This is a genomic window from Lysinibacillus sp. CD3-6 (assembly GCF_006351725.2).
In the GTDB taxonomy this organism is placed as follows: domain Bacteria; phylum Bacillota; class Bacilli; order Bacillales_A; family Planococcaceae; genus Lysinibacillus.
On record NZ_CP085880.1, the window covers coordinates 2952175 to 2970962 of the forward strand.

General features: G+C 39.2%; 16 protein-coding genes. 1 reads left to right on the forward strand and 15 read right to left on the reverse strand.

Annotated elements, in window-relative coordinates:
- Window positions 1-86: 86 nt before the first annotated feature.
- The 9 genes from FH508_RS14670 to FH508_RS14710 form a co-directional block, all read right to left on the reverse strand.
- Window positions 87-527 (reverse strand): BrxA/BrxB family bacilliredoxin, encoded by a 441-nt coding sequence (locus FH508_RS14670; RefSeq protein ID WP_173479011.1) that lies wholly within the window; start codon window positions 525-527, stop codon window positions 87-89.
- A gap of 129 nt (window positions 528-656) precedes the next feature.
- Window positions 657-1754, reverse strand: a complete 1098-nt coding sequence (meaB, locus tag FH508_RS14675) for a methylmalonyl Co-A mutase-associated GTPase MeaB (RefSeq protein ID WP_173479012.1) — start codon at window positions 1752-1754, stop codon at window positions 657-659.
- Window positions 1754-3907, reverse strand: a complete 2154-nt coding sequence (scpA, locus tag FH508_RS14680; RefSeq protein ID WP_173479013.1) for a methylmalonyl-CoA mutase — start codon at window positions 3905-3907, stop codon at window positions 1754-1756. Before scpA ends, meaB begins: the two co-directional genes overlap by 1 nt.
- The gene (locus tag FH508_RS14685; protein ID WP_370635642.1) at window positions 3904-5595 is read right to left on the reverse strand and encodes a methylmalonyl-CoA mutase family protein; all 1692 of its coding nucleotides are present in this window, start codon (window positions 5593-5595) and stop codon (window positions 3904-3906) included. Before FH508_RS14685 ends, scpA begins: the two co-directional genes overlap by 4 nt.
- A 132-nt stretch (window positions 5596-5727) precedes the next feature.
- On the reverse strand, window positions 5728-7062 hold the full coding sequence (locus tag FH508_RS14690; protein ID WP_173479015.1) for a dihydrolipoamide acetyltransferase family protein: 1335 nt from the start codon (window positions 7060-7062) through the stop codon (window positions 5728-5730).
- Between the two features lie 197 nt (window positions 7063-7259).
- Complete coding sequence (locus FH508_RS14695) at window positions 7260-8243, reverse strand: alpha-ketoacid dehydrogenase subunit beta (protein WP_173479016.1); 984 nt, start codon at window positions 8241-8243, stop codon at window positions 7260-7262.
- Window positions 8243-9259 (reverse strand): thiamine pyrophosphate-dependent dehydrogenase E1 component subunit alpha, encoded by a 1017-nt coding sequence (locus FH508_RS14700; RefSeq protein WP_173479017.1) that lies wholly within the window; start codon window positions 9257-9259, stop codon window positions 8243-8245. Before FH508_RS14700 ends, FH508_RS14695 begins: the two co-directional genes overlap by 1 nt.
- 259 nt (window positions 9260-9518) lie before the next feature.
- Window positions 9519-10946, reverse strand: coding sequence for a dihydrolipoyl dehydrogenase (gene lpdA, locus FH508_RS14705; RefSeq protein WP_173479018.1), 1428 nt, complete (start codon window positions 10944-10946; stop codon window positions 9519-9521).
- 262 nt (window positions 10947-11208) lie between these two features.
- A complete protein-coding gene (locus FH508_RS14710) occupies window positions 11209-12303 on the reverse strand; it encodes a Leu/Phe/Val dehydrogenase (RefSeq protein ID WP_173479019.1) in 1095 nt (364 codons plus the stop codon).
- Window positions 12304-12613: 310 nt separating this feature from the next.
- On the opposite strand from FH508_RS14710, the gene FH508_RS14715 reads away from it, so the two are divergent.
- Window positions 12614-12850 (forward strand): DUF2627 domain-containing protein, encoded by a 237-nt coding sequence (locus tag FH508_RS14715; protein ID WP_139860622.1) that lies wholly within the window; start codon window positions 12614-12616, stop codon window positions 12848-12850.
- A gap of 50 nt (window positions 12851-12900) precedes the next feature.
- On the opposite strand, the gene FH508_RS14720 is transcribed toward FH508_RS14715, so the two are convergent.
- The 6 genes from FH508_RS14720 to FH508_RS14745 form a co-directional block, all read right to left on the reverse strand.
- Window positions 12901-13629 carry a glycerophosphodiester phosphodiesterase gene (locus tag FH508_RS14720; protein WP_139860619.1) on the reverse strand — a complete coding sequence of 243 codons (729 nt, stop codon included), beginning with the start codon at window positions 13627-13629 and terminating at the stop codon, window positions 12901-12903.
- Window positions 13622-15193, reverse strand: a complete 1572-nt coding sequence (locus tag FH508_RS14725) for a flagellar assembly protein A (RefSeq protein ID WP_173479020.1) — start codon at window positions 15191-15193, stop codon at window positions 13622-13624. The genes FH508_RS14720 and FH508_RS14725 overlap by 8 nt, the downstream gene beginning before the upstream one ends.
- A 364-nt stretch (window positions 15194-15557) precedes the next feature.
- The gene (locus FH508_RS14730) at window positions 15558-15758 is read right to left on the reverse strand and encodes a hypothetical protein (RefSeq protein WP_173479021.1); all 201 of its coding nucleotides are present in this window, start codon (window positions 15756-15758) and stop codon (window positions 15558-15560) included.
- A gap of 198 nt (window positions 15759-15956) precedes the next feature.
- A complete protein-coding gene (locus FH508_RS14735) occupies window positions 15957-16334 on the reverse strand; it encodes a PH domain-containing protein (RefSeq protein WP_173479022.1) in 378 nt (125 codons plus the stop codon).
- Window positions 16335-16676: 342 nt separating this feature from the next.
- Window positions 16677-17468 carry a sporulation transcription factor Spo0A gene (gene spo0A / locus FH508_RS14740; RefSeq protein ID WP_173479023.1) on the reverse strand — a complete coding sequence of 264 codons (792 nt, stop codon included), beginning with the start codon at window positions 17466-17468 and terminating at the stop codon, window positions 16677-16679.
- 361 nt (window positions 17469-17829) lie between these two features.
- A complete protein-coding gene (locus FH508_RS14745; protein WP_173479024.1) occupies window positions 17830-18777 on the reverse strand; it encodes a SpoIVB peptidase S55 domain-containing protein in 948 nt (315 codons plus the stop codon).
- Between the last annotated feature and the right edge of the window lie 11 nt (window positions 18778-18788).

The window sequence follows — 18788 nt, forward strand, 5'->3', positions numbered from 1 at the left end:
TTTGACTAAAGTGCACATGTCACTCTAGTCAAATGAATAATAGCTAAGCCCTATTTAATCTTGCCTTACATAGATATTGAAAAATATTAAAGCTCTTCACAATATTCTTCAAAATTTGCTTGTAAGTTTGTCACGACCGACATCGGATCATGCCCTTCAATTTCATAGCGGCCAACTTCTGCTACAACTTGTCCATCTTTTAAAAGTACAAATGATGGAGAAGATGGTAGGTGGTCTTCACCGAAGTGATAACGAGCAGCTGCTGTTGCTTCTTTATCTTGACCTGCAAATACAGTAACTAAATGATCTGGTCGTTTATCGTAATGCACGCATTGTGCTGCTGCTGGTCGAGCAATACCTCCCGCACAGCCGCATACTGAATTTACCATGACTAATGTTGTACCAGGACGAGCAAACGCCTCTTCAACAGCTTCAGGTGTGCGTAATTGCTCATAACCTGCAGTTTCAATTTCAGCACGTGCTGTTTTTAAAATTTCTTGCATAAATAAATCGTAATCCATATTCATAAAGCGATAGCTCCTTTCAATTTCGCGCTTGTCTTTAAGCTTTAGATGCTTTAGATAGCACTCATACATCTCCTATCATAGCAGTAAGTGACGATTTTGTGCACCTACATGCTCATATAAAAGCGTACATTATTTCTGTGTTTGCTCATCGCTAAATAAACGATCTACACCTTGCGTTACTGTCAATTGTCCATTAAGAATTTGGCGCTCTAGTAACTGTACTTGTTCTTTACGGTTTGGATCCCCATAAAATGCATCAATTAGATGATCTGTAATCATGGATTGGAACCAATCTTTTGTTTGATTTTGACGGCGAATGGACCAGTAATTATTCGCTTCCACCGTTTGTCTAAAGTCACCGATCGTATTCCATACTTTATCGAGTCCTTTTTTTTCCCACGAACTAACTGGCATAGCAGTAGACATCCATCCTGGCGTTGCGGGTTGAAGGAAATGCAATATTTGCTTATATTCGGAAACGGTTTTTTTCGCTAGTCGCACATTATCACCATCAGCCTTATGCACAACAATGGCATCTGCTAATTCCATAATGCCCTTTTTCATGCCCTGCAGTTCATCTCCTGCACCCGTCAATACTAACAATAAGAAGAAATCAACCATTCCTCGGACATATGTTTCACTTTGACCAACACCAACCGTCTCAATCAAAATCACATCATACCCAGCTGCTTCACAGACAAGCATCGTTTCACGCGTCTTCTTATGAACACCCCCTAGGGTACCAGCAGACGGTGACGGGCGAACGAACGCATTCGGCTTTTTCACTAGTTCTTCCATGCGTGTTTTATCGCCTAAAATACTGCCCCCCGATAACGAAGAACTTGGGTCTATTGCAAGGACTGCTACTTTTTTACCCATCTCACATAACATCGTTCCGAAAGCTTCAATGAAAGAGCTTTTCCCTGCGCCTGGTACTCCCGTAATACCAATACGGACGCTGTTGCCTGTATGCGGTAAAAGCTCCTGTAATAGCTCTTGCGCCTGTACTTTATGAGTCATATTTGAGCTTTCAATGAGTGTAATAGCTTTAGACAATTGTACACGTGAGCCTGCACGGACATTTCGTGCAAGCTCTTGGATATCAAGTTTGTCAGCTTTTTTCTTTCGGAATTTTTTTGGTACACCATATTGCATACCATCGTGAGATGCCTCCACGCCATCCATGACAAATAGAGCACTTTCCTGCATCTCTTTGTTTTTGTCCATTATTTAGACACTTCCTCGTAACCTAAACGTTTATAAATTTCCTCAATAATTTTAATTGCAGAAACTGGTATAACTGTACCAGGTCCAAAGATTGCCACTGCCCCTGCTTCATAAAGGAATTCATAATCTTGTGCTGGAATAACGCCGCCAACGATAATGATAATATCTTCACGGCCCAACTTTGTCAGTTCAGAAACTAACGCTGGCACAAGAGTTTTGTGTCCTGCTGCGAGTGATGATACACCAATACAATGTACGTCATTTTCAACAGCCATTTGCGCCGTTTCTTCTGGTGTCATGAATAGTGGTGAAATATCGACATCGAAGCCTAAGTCAGCGTAGCCTGTTGCAATTACTTTAGCACCGCGATCATGCCCGTCTTGTCCCATTTTAGCTACTAAAATACGTGGGCGACGACCTTCATTTTCAAGGAACTCATCTGTCATATTTTTTACTTCTGTAATTTGCTCTTCATCCGAGAAGTTTGCAGAATAAACGCCTGAGATTGAGCGAATGATTGCTTTATGACGACCAGAAACTATCTCGATTGCATCAGAGATTTCTCCAAGCGATGCACGAGCACGTGCTGCATCTACCGCTATTGCAAGTAAGTTTTCTTCTCCATCTTGTGCTGCTTTCGTTAAGCGAGCAAGATGTTTTTGAACCTCTGCCTCATCACGAGAAGCTTTCATGGCATCTAAACGCTCAATTTGTTTTTGACGCACAAGTGTGTTGTCGATATCAAGAATATCGATTGGTTCTTCTTTTTCTAGACGATATTTGTTCACGCCTACAATCGTTTCAGATTTAGAATCGATTTTCGCCTGACGTTTAGCCGCAGCTTCTTCAACCTTCATTTTTGGAAGGCCCGTTTCAATTGCTTTTGCCATACCACCAAGTTCTTCGATTTCTTCGATTAACGCCCATGCAGACTTTGTGATTTCATCTGTTAATTTCTCAACATAATATGAGCCACCCCAAGGGTCAATCACTTTTGTCATAGCCGTTTCTTCTTGTAGGAATAGTTGCGTATTACGTGCAATACGTGCAGAGAAATCTGTTGGTAATGCAATTGCTTCGTCTAGTGCATTCGTATGAAGAGATTGTGTATGGCCCATAGAAGAAGCATTCGCCTCAATTAATGTACGCGTTACATTATTGAATGGATCTTGCTCTGTTAAAGACCATCCAGATGTTTGTGAGTGTGTACGTAATGCCAATGTCTTTGGATTTTTTGGATTGAACGTAGACATCATTTGTGCCCAAATACGACGAGCAGCTCGCATTTTCGCAACTTCCATATAATAGTTCATCCCGATAGCCCAGAAGAATGATAAACGTGGTGCAAAGGCATCAATATCAATACCAGCTTTTAAACCAGTCCGAACATATTCAAGACCGTCAGCTAATGTATACGCAAGCTCGATGTCATTTGTAGCACCCGCTTCTTGAATATGATAGCCTGAGATCGAAATAGAGTTAAATTTCGGCATAAACTTAGCTGTAAATTCAAAAATATCTGCAATAATTTTCATCGACATTGCTGGTGGGTAAATATACGTGTTACGTACCATATATTCTTTTAAAATATCATTTTGGATTGTCCCAGCAAGCTGTTCTGGAGTAACACCTTGTTCTTCAGCAGCAACGATATAGAATGCGAGTATCGGAAGTACGGCACCATTCATCGTCATTGACACAGACATTTGATCTAAAGGAATTTGATCGAATAAAATTTTCATATCTTCTACTGAATCAATTGCTACCCCTGCTTTACCAACATCACCTGTTACACGTGGGTGATCCGAATCATATCCACGGTGTGTTGCTAAGTCAAAGGCTACTGAAAGACCTTTTTGCCCCATTGCAAGGTTACGTTTGTAAAACGCATTGGATTCTTCTGCAGTGGAGAAACCTGCATATTGACGGACTGTCCAAGGACGTGCGACATACATAGTAGGGTATGGTCCGCGTGTATTTGGCGCAATCCCTGCAACATCATCTAAGTGTTTTACATCTTTAATATCATCTTTTGTATAAATATCTTTAATTTCAATACCTTCATTTGTCATGAATTTGTCGTCTGAAGCCGCAGGAGCTTCTGCTGTTAATACTTTTTCGATTTCAATTGCACTAAAATTTGGCTTGCTCATCGTTGGACCTCCTTCATGCTAGCGAACACCGAATTTAATTTTTCAATGATGTTCTGTCCTGCGAAAATAAAGCCGTTTAAGCCATTTGCTAACCAAGCTTCTTCTTCGTCTTTAAATTTACCTGCAATATCTACAATCACGTGTGCTGGTTTTTCAGCTAAAATTGCGGGAACCATTTCTTTTGTAGCATCATCATTACCTGCGATTACAACATAATTTGCGTCTGTTGCTTTTAACCAAGCAAGCGCTTCCTCAGCTGTTACAGCTGGTTCGCTTTTTTCTGGTACAAGACCAACAGTGTTTAAGAAACCAGACACAAAATCAGCACGAGGTTTAGAACTTTTTAGTGAGCCTAATGCTAAGATGCCAGTTTTCACATTGGCAGCAGTCATTTGTAAACGCAATTGCTCGAACGGTATCGTAATTCGCTTAATATTTGCAAATAGTGGGTTTGTTTCGCTATCAAGGACATCTGCAGGATTTGCATAAATATTTGTACCGATAACCGATTGTTTGCGTGTTTGTGCAGCTTTAATGCGTGCTTGATATGATGCTTCTAACGCTTCAGCTAATTTCCCCGAAGCTGTATAAGCATCTATACCACCAGCAGCCTCAATTTCTAAAAATAATGCCCATGCTTCTTTTACGAAGTCAGCTGTTAATGATTCAATGAAGTATGAACCACCCGCAGGATCTGTTATTTTTAACACATTTGTTTCTTCTTTTAATACTAGAGATACATTGCGCGCTATACGTACAGATTGCTCTGTCGGTTTCGTTAATGCATCATGTGGGTGAACTGTAAAGACATCCGCACCGCCAATTAATCCAGAAAGCGCTTCATTTGCAGCGCGAAGTAAATTTACGTAAACATCCAATTTAGAGAAGCTTCGAAGCGAAGTTTCAGCAAGTGTTGGAACTTTTACATTTTCTGTCACACCATAAGCTGATGAGAACGCTTTCCAAAGTACTTTAAAAGCACGTAGTTTAGCGATTTCTGTAAAGAATTGCGTATCAAGGGCAAATGAAACATAAAATTTTTGTGCAAAAGCTTCAAAGCTTTCTTCTTGCTCTGCATATTTAGCCGCAATTGCAAGTGCATATGCTAATTCTTGCACAGCATTAGCACCCTCATTATGGAAAGACACTGTATCAGCACTTAACGTACGTACATTTGGCAATCCTACAAGCTTAATTGGATTGTTAGAAATAATGAAGCCGTTTACATCTTGTCGTTGTTCAGTTGGTATGTTGTTGAATACTGCCAGTAAAGGGTCATTTTCATTTTTTACCGTCATTTTAAACGAATATTCAGAGAAATATGTAGCTAGTTGTGCCAATATTTCTTCAGTCCATTCAAAGCTTACACGACTATCAACTGTCACTACCTCATTGCCACGAGCTAAGCTATCATCAAGCTGCGCGAAGAATGCTTCACTTGTTTCAGCATACACTTGCTGTGCCACACGAAATACTTCGCCATTTTGTAGGGAACGGATTGTGGCAACTTGTTGATCTAGCTCATCACCTAGTTTGGCTACTAAACTTTCTTGCGTGTAAAGCGGTTCTAACGTAACACCCTCACTTGTTTTCGTTAAAAGAGACTCGAATGGTTTCCCTTTTAAAGCTTTGATTGCTGCATCTTGCCATTCTGAATAGGACGGCTTTTCAAATTCAATATTTTTCATGTTGTTTGACATGCGGACGCTTAATCAGCTTCCCCCCTTAGTAGTTTCTATTTGTTATTCTACATGACAATCTGCTACTCGAAAAGCAAAAAAAAATCGGAAACCGTTATACAACAGGTTTCCGACAAATCATCAGTAGACTGACGTCGAAGATTTATTTGTATTTTCGAGTATTTCTTTTACTCTATTTAGGAATTTACCACAAACTAATCCATCTAGTATACGATGATCTAAAGATAAACATAAATTTACGATATCGCGTGCAGCAAACATTCCGCCAGGTAAAACAACAGGTTTTTTTACAATACTTTCCACTTGAAGAATAGCTGCCTGCGGGTAATTAATGATGCCCATTGACTGCATAGAGCCGAAAGCACCTGTATTATTAACCGTAAACGTACCGCCTTTAATATTATCCATTGTCAGTTTGCCTGCGCGAACTTTTTGAGCAAGCTCATGAATCTCTTTAGCAATCCCTTTAATGGACTTTTCATCCGCGTGTTTTATAACAGGGACAAAGAGTGCATCATCCGTTGCTACGGCAATGGAAATATTTATATCATGTTTTTGAATAATTTTATCTCCTGCCCACATTGAATTCATCATTGGGAACTCTTTTAATGCTTGTGCAACAGCCTTAACAAAGAATGCAAAGTAAGTAATATTAAAGCCCTCTTTTTGTTTGAATTCTGTCTTAATGCTATCTCGATACGCAACTAAATCCGTTACATCCACTTCCATCATCATCCAAGCATGTGGTACTTCTTGAGCACTACGCACCATATTATTAGCAATGGCACGACGCACGTTTGTAACTGGTATTTCAATATCACCAGCTTGTGTTTCTTGGCCAGATGGTACTGGTTTTGCAGCTTGTTCGGATGGCGTGACTTGTTGGTTACTAACAGCGGCAACTGGCTCAGAAGTTGGTGCATCTTTAGCCGTTGGCACATTGCCAGCTTCAATTAATTGTTGAAGGTCTTTTCGTGTAATACGACCACCCTCTCCAGTCCCAACTACTTGCTCAAGTGCAATATCATGTTCTTGCGCTAGTCTAAGTACGGCTGGTGAGTAACGCGCTTTTTGCTGTCTTACTGGTTTTTCTGCCGAAACGGCAACCGTCGTTTCCTTTGGCGCCTCTTGTTTTTTCTGAATACCAGCGTTCCTAATCGCTGAACTTACTGTTGATTTTTTCGCAGGTTGAGATTCAGGTAACTCACCGTCACCTGCAATTTCGATTGAACAAACAACGGCTCCCACAGGTAACGTTTGCCCTTCCTCAGCAAGTAACTCTGTAATAACCCCTTCAAAAGAGGATGGGATTTCTGCATTTACTTTATCTGTCACAACTTCTGCTAATGGATCATATTTTTTTACTGTATCACCTGGTTGCACGAGCCATTTTTCGATTGTACCTTCTGTTACGCTTTCACCGAGCTGTGGCATCGTAATGTTTTGAATCGCCATTATCCTATTCCCCCCATCAATTACGCCTCGGTAGTAACCTTAGCCAAGATATTGCGTTGACAAAGCAAGCAAGTTTAAAATCTATGACGACCGCCCGAGGCTTTTGCTATTTTGAGTATGCGCCCCTAACACTTACTTCAAAAAGAGACTACAACTAAGTATTTTTCTCCTAATATACAGGAGTATCATCTGAGTAATTAAAATGCAGCTAAATCTCGCAAAGCACGTTCTACTTTTTCTGGATTAATCATGAAAAACTTTTCCATTGTCGGTGCATATGGCATCGCAGGGACATCTGGACCAGCTAATCGTTGGATAGGTGCATCAAGATCAAACAAGCAATTCTCAGCAATAATAGCTGCGACCTCACTTATAATGCTACCTTCTTTGTTATCTTCAGTAATTAGTAAAACTTTGCCTGTTTTACTTGCCGCTTCAATGATTGCTTCTTTATCTAGAGGATACACAGTACGTAAATCTAAAATATGCGTTGAAATACCATCTGCTGCTAATCGCTCTGCTGCTTGTAAAGCGAAATGAACAGCTAAACCATATGTTATTACTGTCACGTCTTCACCTTCACGCTTAACGTCGGCTTTACCAATTGGTATTGTATAATCATCTAATGGGACTTCTCCTTTAATTAGTCGATATGCTCGCTTATGCTCAAAAAATAACACAGGATCTTCATCGCGAATCGCTGCTTTTAACAAACCTTTTGCATCATATGGTGTAGAAGGAATGACAATTTTCAAACCAGGCGTTCCAGCAAAAAGAGCCTCAACCGATTGTGAATGATAAAGCGCGCCATGAATTCCTCCACCGAAAGGAGCACGTACGACAATCGGACAAGTCCAGTCATTATTTGAACGATAACGAATTTTCGCAGCCTCGGAAACTATTTGGTTCACAGCTGGCATAATAAAGTCTGCAAACTGCATTTCAGCAATTGGGCGCATCCCATACATTGCCGCACCAATCCCGACCCCTGCAATGGCACTTTCAGCAAGTGGTGTATCTAATACGCGATACTCACCAAACTGCTCGTAAAGACCCGTAGTTGCTTTAAAAACGCCACCTTTGCGACCAACATCTTCCCCTAAGATGAAAACGCGGTCGTCCCGTTCCATTTCTTCCTTCATCGCTAATGTAATCGCATCAATATAAGACATAACTGCCATTACACGTCACCTCCGTCCACTGGTGCATATACGTATTTCAAGGCATCTTCTGGTTGGGCATACGGTGCTGCTTCTGCATAATCCGTTGCTTCATTCACCTCAGCCATGATACGCTCTTCTATTTCTTTTCGAAGAGATTCAGTCATAATGCCAGCATCTTGTAAATACTTCTCGAATAATACAATCGGATCCTTCGCTTTACCTTCTGCAATATCTTCAGCTGTTCGATATTGACGATCATCGTCATCTGAAGAGTGTGCAGTTAAACGGAAAGTTACCGTTTCGATTAGACTTGGACCAGCACCGCTACGTGCACGTTCTGCTGCCTCTTTAACGACCTTATAAACCTGTAATGGACATTTACCATCCACTGTAACGCCAGGCATCCCATAGCCAATACCACGATCGGATACCTTTGCACAACCTAATTGACGTTCTACTGGTACTGAAATTGCATATTGATTATTTTCTACCATTATGATGACGGGTAACTTATGCACTCCTGCAAAATTCGCACCTTCATGAAAATCACCTTGGTTGGAAGAGCCTTCTCCTAATGTGACAAAGGTAATAAAATCCTCTTTTTGCAAACGTCCTGCAAGCGCCACACCAACTGCATGTGGAACTTGTGTTGTCACTGGCGAAGAACCAGTCAAAATGCGATTTTTCTTTTGTCCAAAGTGCCCTGGCATTTGGCGGCCGCCCGAATTCGGGTCTTCAGCCTTTGCAAAAGCTGATAACATTAACTCTTTTGGCGTCATTCCAAAATGCAATACAACACCCATATCTCGGTAATATGGTGCAATATAGTCTATATCCTTATTTAGTGCAAAGGCTGCTCCTACTTGTGCTGCCTCCTGCCCTTGACAAGAAATAACAAATGGAATTTTACCTGAGCGGTTTAATAACCACATACGCTCATCTAGTCTTCTTGCCATTAACATCGTTTCGAACATAGCAACGACATCTTCAGTCGATAAACCTAAATCTTCATGTTTTATTTGAACGTCTTGCATATGAACACCCCTTTCGCATTAGAGAAAATGCTAAAGTGCCTGTAATCCATGTACAAGCTACTCTAGTATTTAAATTATGACAGTATTTTTACACCTTGGCGTAATTGCCTTCAGATTTTTGGCGTTTTCTAGAAAGCCCTTTATAAAATCTGTGTCATCTACTAAGGCTGTTAACTTAGATTAACTTGGGTGAGAGCCCCTAACGAGCTATCGTTCCCATTCCGCTTCCTAGATGTAGACGACTTAGGCTCAATCCAAGTTAAAAATGGATAGCCCGCTTATCAACAGCTAAGGCAGATTCTACTAACACTTCATTTAGTGATGGATGTGGGTGGATTGCTTGACTAATTTCCCAAGGAGTCGCGTCCAATAATTTTGCTAATGACGCCTCTCCTATTAAATCCGTTACATGTGGCCCCACCATATGAATACCCAAAATGTCATCCGTTTCTTCATCTGCTATTATTTTAACAAAGCCATCTGAATCTCCATTGACAAGCGCTTTTCCTATTGCTTTAAATGGGAATTTGCCCACCTTTAATGCATATCCCTGTTCACGGGCAGCACTTTCCGTTAAACCAATACTAGCTACTTCTGGGAAGGAATATACACATTTTGGTACCTTCAATACATCTAACGGCGCTTTTTTTCCATTTGCAATATGTTCAATCGCAGACAATCCTTCATGGGAGGCAACATGTGCTAACTGTAACCCACCTATAACATCCCCAATGGCATACATATGTGATTCTTTCGTTTGATAAGAATCGCTTACTTTAATAAAGCCGTTGTCTATTTCAATGTCTGTGTTTTCTAATCCGATACCATGTATATTTGCTTCACGTCCAACACATAGCAACAATTTCTCTGCCGTGAAATGTTCTTCTTTATCTTGAAGCTTCGCTGAAATGAAAACGTTATCATTTTCAGTTTTGTAGCTATCTAAATCTAAGCGTGCATTTGTTACAATACGTACGCCACGACTTTCAAGCTGCTTTGTCACTTCCTTTACGACATCTGCATCTTCTGCTGGTAAAATTGATGGGCCATATTCCACGACCGTTACCGATACTCCAAAATCACATAGCATCGATGCCCATTCAATACCAATTACACCACCACCGACAATCAGTAATGACGATGGCAATTCCTCCATTTGCAAAGCATGGTCAGAATTCATGATGTATTTGCCATCCACTGTTAACCCTGCCATTCCTCTCGGTTTCGATCCTGTTGCAATGACAACATTCGTTGGAACTAGCATTTCATTTTCTTCACCATTTAGCATCTCAACAGAAATCGTACCTGGCATCGGTGAGAAAATAGAAGGTCCTAAAATTCGCCCTGTTCCTTCATATACATCAATCTTGCCTTTTTTCATCAGTGTATTCACACCTTGGCTTAATTGCTCTACAATTGCTTGTTTGCGAGCTTGCACTTTATTGAATTGCAATGTAACCCCAGAGATATCTACACCAAATTCACTTGCCGTTTTATTCGCCATACGATACACTTCTGCACTGCGAAGTAACGCCTTACTAGGAATACAGCCTTTATGTAGACAGGTACCACCAAGTTGTTCACGTTCCACTATAGCTGTTTTCAAGCCTAATTGTGCTGCCCGAATTGCTGCTACGTAGCCTCCTGTCCCTCCCCCTAAAATAACTACATCATAATTTTGAGCCATTTTTTATTCCTCCTTATGAGAAAAGTGCTAAACCCCCTCTTCCAAACATGTGTGACAGTGAAATCCATAGAGGAAATAGCTGTATCGCCACAAGCAACTATCTCTATACATCAAGACATTGAAATGAAAGGTGCACCTTATTACGTTCACTTGAAGTTATTGCGTAATCTTTTCTTGTGACTATTTATAATTTGTGAATCCTTTATTTACCATTATCTAAAGAGAAGAAGTCGACTATGCGACTTCTTTTCACGAACAGCTGTTAACGACCGTTCAAAATATTTTTTTCATTTTTTAAAAACTGACTGCGCGATTTTGATACACGAGCAATGCGTTCCTCTGCTAAACGATTAGCCGCTACATAAGTAGGAATGCCATCTCGTTTTGAAATATCAAAGATTTTTTCAATGCTATCGTATATACCATCTACACGTTTCATCGCACGTTCACGATTATAGCCGTATAATTCATCAGCGACGTTAATTACGCCACCAGCATTAATCACATAGTCAGGAGCGTAGACAATACCTAGCTCATGTAAATAATCCCCATGTCGAGAATCCTGCAATTGGTTATTAGCAGAACCAGCGATCACTTTTGCTTTTAATTGTGGGATTGTTTCGTCATTCAGAATAGCTCCTAATGCACAAGGTGAGAAAATATCAACTTCCTGTGAATAGATTTCTTCTGGCGCAACTGCTCTAGCACCAAAATCATTCACTACACGATCAATTGCCGCTTGGTTAATATCAGTTACAACAAGTTTTGCACCTTCGTTATGTAAATACTCGCAAAGCTTGTAAGCAACATTCCCTAGTCCTTGAACAGAAATTGTACGACCTTCTAACGAATCCGTACCAAATGCTTCTTTTGCAGCTGCTTTCATACCACGATAAACACCGTAAGCAGTTACTGGTGACGGATTACCTGATGAACCGAACGCTGGTGAGATTCCAGTAACATAGTTTGTTTCTTCATGAATTAAATCCATATCTGTTACTGTTGTACCAACATCCTCAGCTGTAATATAGCGACCGTTAAGTCCTTGGATGAAACGCCCTAAAGCTCTGAACATTTCTTCATTTTTATCTTTAAATGGGTCCCCAATAATGACCGTTTTTCCACCGCCAAGGTTTAAACCAGCAGCCGCGTTTTTATATGTCATCCCACGTGCTAGTCTCAATGCATCCTCTATCGCATTCTCTTCTGTCGCGTAGGTCCACATACGAGCACCACCTAATGCTGGTCCAAGTGTCGTGTCATGGATAGCGATAATCGCTTTTAACCCAGATGCTTCGTCTTGGCAAAATACCAATTGTTCATAATCATACTTTTCCATATACTTGAAGATTTCCATGAAAACTCGCCCCTTTGCTTTGGAAAGCGCAACCCCTAATGCCCATCCCAATCAAATTTAAAAATAATATTAAAAACTGTTTTGCAATGGATAATATCGCTCCATTTAATTTTACAATACTGACAAATTCACAATTTCGCAACTATTATTACACTTTTCCTACTAAGTAAGAATTTTCTAAAAATTCAGTTACGATTAATAGTTTTATAACTTCTTCCTTCACGTTTCCTAGACTGCTAACATTCATAGGCTTTCTTGACATTCCCATATCGACAGGTACAATTATATTTAGGTATGAGGAGGGACATGCATGGCTCGATTTGCTGCGTTTATTGTAATGCTTATTCCAGGTCTAATGGCTGCAGGTGGCATTAAATTTATGCGTGATACATTATTCGGTAAGCTCATCTCACCTTTCCCATTTTTATGGCTGCAATTTGTTATTGGCATCATTTTCTTTGTTGTAGGCTTTGGCTTTTTCGCAGGCTTTTTACTACACCGCGACCGAAAAAACGGAAAAGTGGCTCCGCGCTTCCAAAAAAAATAAAAATAGCTATCCAAATAAGTCACTCAACGTGACTTACTGGATAGCTATTTTTATTGACGTTGCTGAACGGTAATTACCCTATCAGGAAAATCTGTAATCCAACCAACTACAGATGAATGCGGATTCGTCAAGTATTTTTCACTACCGTCAATCGCATAAACACGACAAGTCTTTGAACTGGTTACACAAGCCTCTAAATATTGCGGCTTATAATATCTTTTATGCATATGGACACAATCAATTGCCTTATAATCACATAGCAAATCCCATTTCAATTTTTTAGTAGCGATAAGTGCAGTTTCAAAATGTGGCGCATGGTGTTTCACAACCTCTAAAAGCTCATAATGGAATGAAGAAAAATGACTACCTTTAGGTAAAATAAGTCCTTGAAGCAATTGAACGAGCGCATCCTTATTGTCAAGAATGGTCGATTTTAATTCGATATTAAGAGGTAGCTGCTGTTTATTTGCCCATGCTAAAACTGCATCAAATGTTGGAATCCGATACGCTGAAAACAATCTTCTCAATGGTTTTCCTAATTTAAAGTTTTGTAGTTCCGCTATCGTACATTCATTTACCAATTTATTGGAGCCTACTAATCTTGATAATTGCGGATCGTGGTAGACAACTGGAATTCCTTCTTTTGATAGCTGAATATCTAATTCAATCCCATCTGCGCCTAGTTCTAATGCTTTTTCAAAAGCTTTGAAACTGTTTTCGAGAGCATAAGCAGACGCCCCACGATGTGCAAACACAGGGATGAACAATGCATTATACATTTAACTCACCGAACTCAAGTAAAAATTTACCATTTGTCATTTTATTTAATAACGAGGATTTCTTCCCAATTTGAATATACGTACCTGGGTAGGCTTCTTTTGTTACGATAATTTCTTCCTTCCCAGCATGACGCATTTCGTCCATCATTAACTTTATTTCACGGTCCATTGTCACCGCTTCTGCCTTCAATTTTGATAATTGCTGTTTTGTTTCTTCAAATGAGGCAATTTGTTGTGTTGACATTTGCTTAAGAAGTGGTAATAAGCTCGTAATCTTCGCTTCAAGTTCTGAAATTTCAGTTTGCTGTTGCTTTAGCTGAGTTGCTTTATTTTGCATCAAAGCATAACTTTCCTGTTTATTAACACTTTCGATAATTAAATCCGTTCTTCTCTCTAGTCGATTGCCAGAGATTGCTGTGACGATTGTATTTTTGGCAACAGCACGTCCGCCAATAATTTTACCTTTTCGCTCATCAACATAAATGGAATGAGCAGTAAGCTGAGACCCTAGTGAATAAAAGCCGATATGAATACTATCGTCTGCTACTAAATTAGCTTCATTTACGTGCTTAACGAAAATATTCCCTCCCGCTTCTACAAGCGTTGAGCCCAAACCAAAAATACCTCCCCGAATGTATACATCACCTTCGATCGATTTAATCAGTTTAGCTCCACTTACACCTTCTGCCCCTTCGATTGATATATCTCCAGTCGCAATAACTGTATAGCCCGTTGTAACGGTGCCTTTAATACTTAAAGAGCCATTGAACTCTAAATTGCCTGTCTCAACGCCCACATCTCCATGTATAGGTAAATGACGGTTAACCCCAATCATTCCTTTAACGTCGTCTAACACACCAGCAATTTTTGAGCGAATGACAATTTTATCATCCTCTTCTACTTCATAGGCTGACTTTTTATCATATCGGATGGGAAAATCACGACCTGGTGTTGCCGCAATCATTTCACCGAGTACATTTTGACCAGGCTCGCCCAACGTTGCAGGAATTTTTTCCCCAAGCCAAGATCCTTCAGAAATTTCTGAAATAAAATTCATGTCATAGTAATCAGCTTTTCCATCATCTCGAATAACGGGTTTTCTCTCTGGTTTTGGTAAGTATGTAATTTGCGCATCCATGCCTGCGACAGGTGGTGTGCCTTGTGCAATTAAAAACGCTTTTCCTGGCTCAATTTTTAAAATATCAAAATCTAAAATGCCATAGGTTATGCCTTCGCTTGCTAGTGTATCAGTAATTTGTGCTGTTAACTTTTCTTTATTCTTTTGAATATAATCATGTGTTTCATATATAAATATAGAGGCAGACATTTTATCTCGTGCAATTTCAGCTTCAACATTTGGAAGCCAGCGTCCAATTTCAACAGGACTAGTGCTTTCTGTCGCTAGTACAGTTTTTAAAATAGAAAAATTAGATAACTTTAGTCGTGGATGACTACGTAAGATACCATCAAATTCTTTTAATGGAAATCCCGCACTATATGTAAGCATAAATACCTTTCCGTTTTCTTCCGATATTTCGAAGTTATCATTTCGAACTAGAATCACGCTACCTCCTCCTTCCCTCTATATGTAAGTATATACAATCTATTTACATTTGTTTAGAGACAATTGTCACTACTCATAAAGAAAATACCCCTACTTTATCAGTAAGTACTTCATATAGCTCATACAATTTTCCTCTAAAAAATAGACGATATATCCTATAAAAAAGCAAGTTTTCCTTCATTGCAAAAGTGCAAATGTGTGGAATGTATAAAAATACAGTCATATTTTAGGTAATCCGCAATAAAGGAAAGAAAAAAGAAAAAGCGCTATCCACTTAACGATAATTTTGATTTAGGTCTTGTCTACTAAAAAACGCCCTTTCAGAAAGGAGCGTTTAACCATATTAAGGCGAATATGTTTCGCTTTAGTTGCTATCTGGAAAAAAATCACTAACTAATCGCTTCTGAAGCGCTTCAATTCGACCATCAGCACCCAATTGTTCTCGCGTCATATAGAAAAGACTAATACGGCCATTCATTTCGAGTCGGACCTCAAATAATTGCTCATCTATTTGTGTTAATTCTAATGAATTGTGATGGTCAAGCTGAAAGTTTACACTTTTCATTTGTATCCCCCTGTTTAATTCTATAGCACCAATAATACCACGGCATAAGCGCTTCTTCATTTTTTCAAGACTGCTCAAAAAGTTTCGCTAAAATATCTATGTCAGCGACTGCTTCCTTTATTTCAGGTATTTCAACTCTAATTGATAGGAGAATGCATATAAAAACGATTAACAGCTAACTGTTAACCGTCAAAATTGCTACACTAACACGTATTCTGCTAATACACTTTGAACTTTGTAGATATTAGTGGATTTATTGAAATTTTTCTGAATGGGAACCTGACTACCTGATACCCAAATTTTCAACTCAGCATCTAAATCAAATGTCCCCGCCGTCTCAACAGAAAAATGAAGAATATTCTTATATGGAATCGAATGATATTCCGTTTTCTTACCTGTTACCCCTTGTTTATCGATTAAGATTAGTCGCTTATTCGTAAAGATAAATGTATCTCTAATAATTTTATATGCATTTTGAATTGTCTCATTTGGTATTAATATTTCTTTCATTTCTTCCTGTAATTTATCTAAATTCACTTCGCTTGCATTTCCCATCAAACCATCAAAAAGCCCCATTTATGCTCCCTCCAATTGTTCAACCTTTATATAGTATATCTTACATTTCACTACAATATTACAGACTATAGTATTCATAGAATCAATTACTTCTAACGCACTAATTGCCATATTGTGAATTTCAATGCACTTCGCGTCTAATTTCTATTTCTCGCCCTTCTGTTCATCCATTTACGAGCGTTTTATCTATAAATATACATTTAGACAAAAAAATACGCCCCCTAAACAGTCGGCGTAAACTGCTTAATAAGGCGTTAAAATTACCATTATATAATCAATACATAAAATAAGTTTACTGGCTATTCCCCGCTAGCCTGCCGTCCATAAACATAGAGATGGCTCTTAGCTCGCCATCATATCTATACGAATCTTGTCCGCAATCATGGCGATGAATTCGCTATTTGTTGGTTTAGACTTTAAATGGTGCACTGTATAGCCAAACATCGACGAAATAGACTCGTAATTGCCACGATTCCATGCGACTTCAATGGCATGACGAATGGCACGTTCTACGCGTGATGGTGTTGTGTTGAATTTTTTTGCAATTTCAGGATAAAGGATTTTCGTCACAGATCCTAATAACTCGATATCTTCAAACACCATTTGTATAGCTTCACGTAAATAAGAGTAACCTTTAATATGTGCAGGAACCCCGATTTCTTTAATAATCGCTGTAATAGTGCTATCAAGCTGATGCTGATTTAATTTTTGAGGAGTTGTCGGCTGTAATACACTTGATTTTTTCGGTATTGCTGCCTTTTGGCCAGCGCAATGCAATATTTTTTGAACGAGTTGATCAAATTCAAACGGTTTTAACATAAAGTATGATGCACCTAAATCCACTGCTTGTTTCATGACATCTTCTTGACCAAATGCAGTTAGCATGATGACTTGTATGGAAGACATGCGATCATTTTGGTACATCGCCTCTAAAACAGCTAATCCATCTAGATGAGGCATAATAATATCCAGTAATAAAATATCAGGAGAAAACTCTTCAAGCATTTGAAGACACACTTTCCCGTTTGAAGCAGTTGCTATGATTTCAATTTCGGGATGACCTTGAAAATACTGCTCCATTGTTTTTAATAATTCACGATTATCATCTGCTATCGCCACTTTTACCTTTGTCATTTCAATTCCTCCTTCTGGACTTTGCTTTGACTATTCAAAGCACAAACCTTTTACCCCTAATGTCTATTTTGACACACTGTGGAATTTTCGACATTTTTGCTTTAAAAACCTTTTCTATTTCCAAAAATGAGTATGTAGTCCGATACTTTCTTTTTTTCTCGACAAGTTACGATACTTAACTGCAAATTGTCGAATGCTCTTACCCCTTATTTTAGTGAAAAAACTGAGATAAAACTACACTTTTTTTTAAGTATCGCGAAACTGGTCAGCAAACAACATGAAATACTTAGGGAAAGAGCTAGTTTAACCTAATTTTTTCAAGAAAGAACGAACGGAGCTACCAAAGGCAGCCCCATCCCATTCATGATGATTTTTTTAACATTTCAGCCACTGTAATAGCTGCCCCTTTTTTCGGTTCTTCTACAAACATATGTGTGACAGCGCCAACAAAACGCCCGTCCTGTATGATTGGGCTACCACTCATACCTTGTAAAATTCCACCTGTTTTTTCAATGAGCTTCTCATCAGAGACAATAAATTCAAGCCTTTCATTTTCCACTTTGGTAATTTCAATAGAAAATGTTTCGACTTTACTGCCTTCAATGGCTGTATAGATTTCAGCATGACCCATTTTTATATCTTTTGCATGCATAATTTCGATGGCTTTTGGCAATCTTTGTTGATAACTATCTTCCCAACGGCCAAATATTCCATAAACCGTATTTTTATCGATACTACCTAATCTTTCCTGATGTTTTTCAATAGAGGATATTTTGTAGCCGGGTTGACCAGGTAGGCTTTTACGGATTTGCTGAATGGATGCTAAAAAAATGGAGCCTGCTCTGAAGACAGGTGCTTCTTGAAGAGTTGAATCGACAATTTGATGGCCTAACGCTCCGTAATTTGATGTCTCTGGATCAATGTATGTCAATGTTCCTACTCCATCTGTTTCATCCTTTAAAAAAGAGATGACATGTTCTGCTTCTTGTTTTTGTAAGTCAACTGTAACTTCTTTACCTTCACTTTTTATCGTCCATTTTTGTTGCCCTTGACGAGCAATTGCTTGCTTGGCCTCAGCAAGTGTTTTGACTGTTGTATCATTTATTTTTTCAATAACAGCGCCCCCTTTCATCCATTGATTGGAAGCTAACAACACATCATGAGCAACAAAGACATGTGATAACTGAAGTTGAATTCCAATTGCTTCGCCCATCGGTATTAATTTTTTGGCCGCAAAAGCCTGTATGGGCATAAATAACAAAACGATGAGCATAGGCAAAATGACAAATTGACGCCAACGACGATTCATACGACACCTCC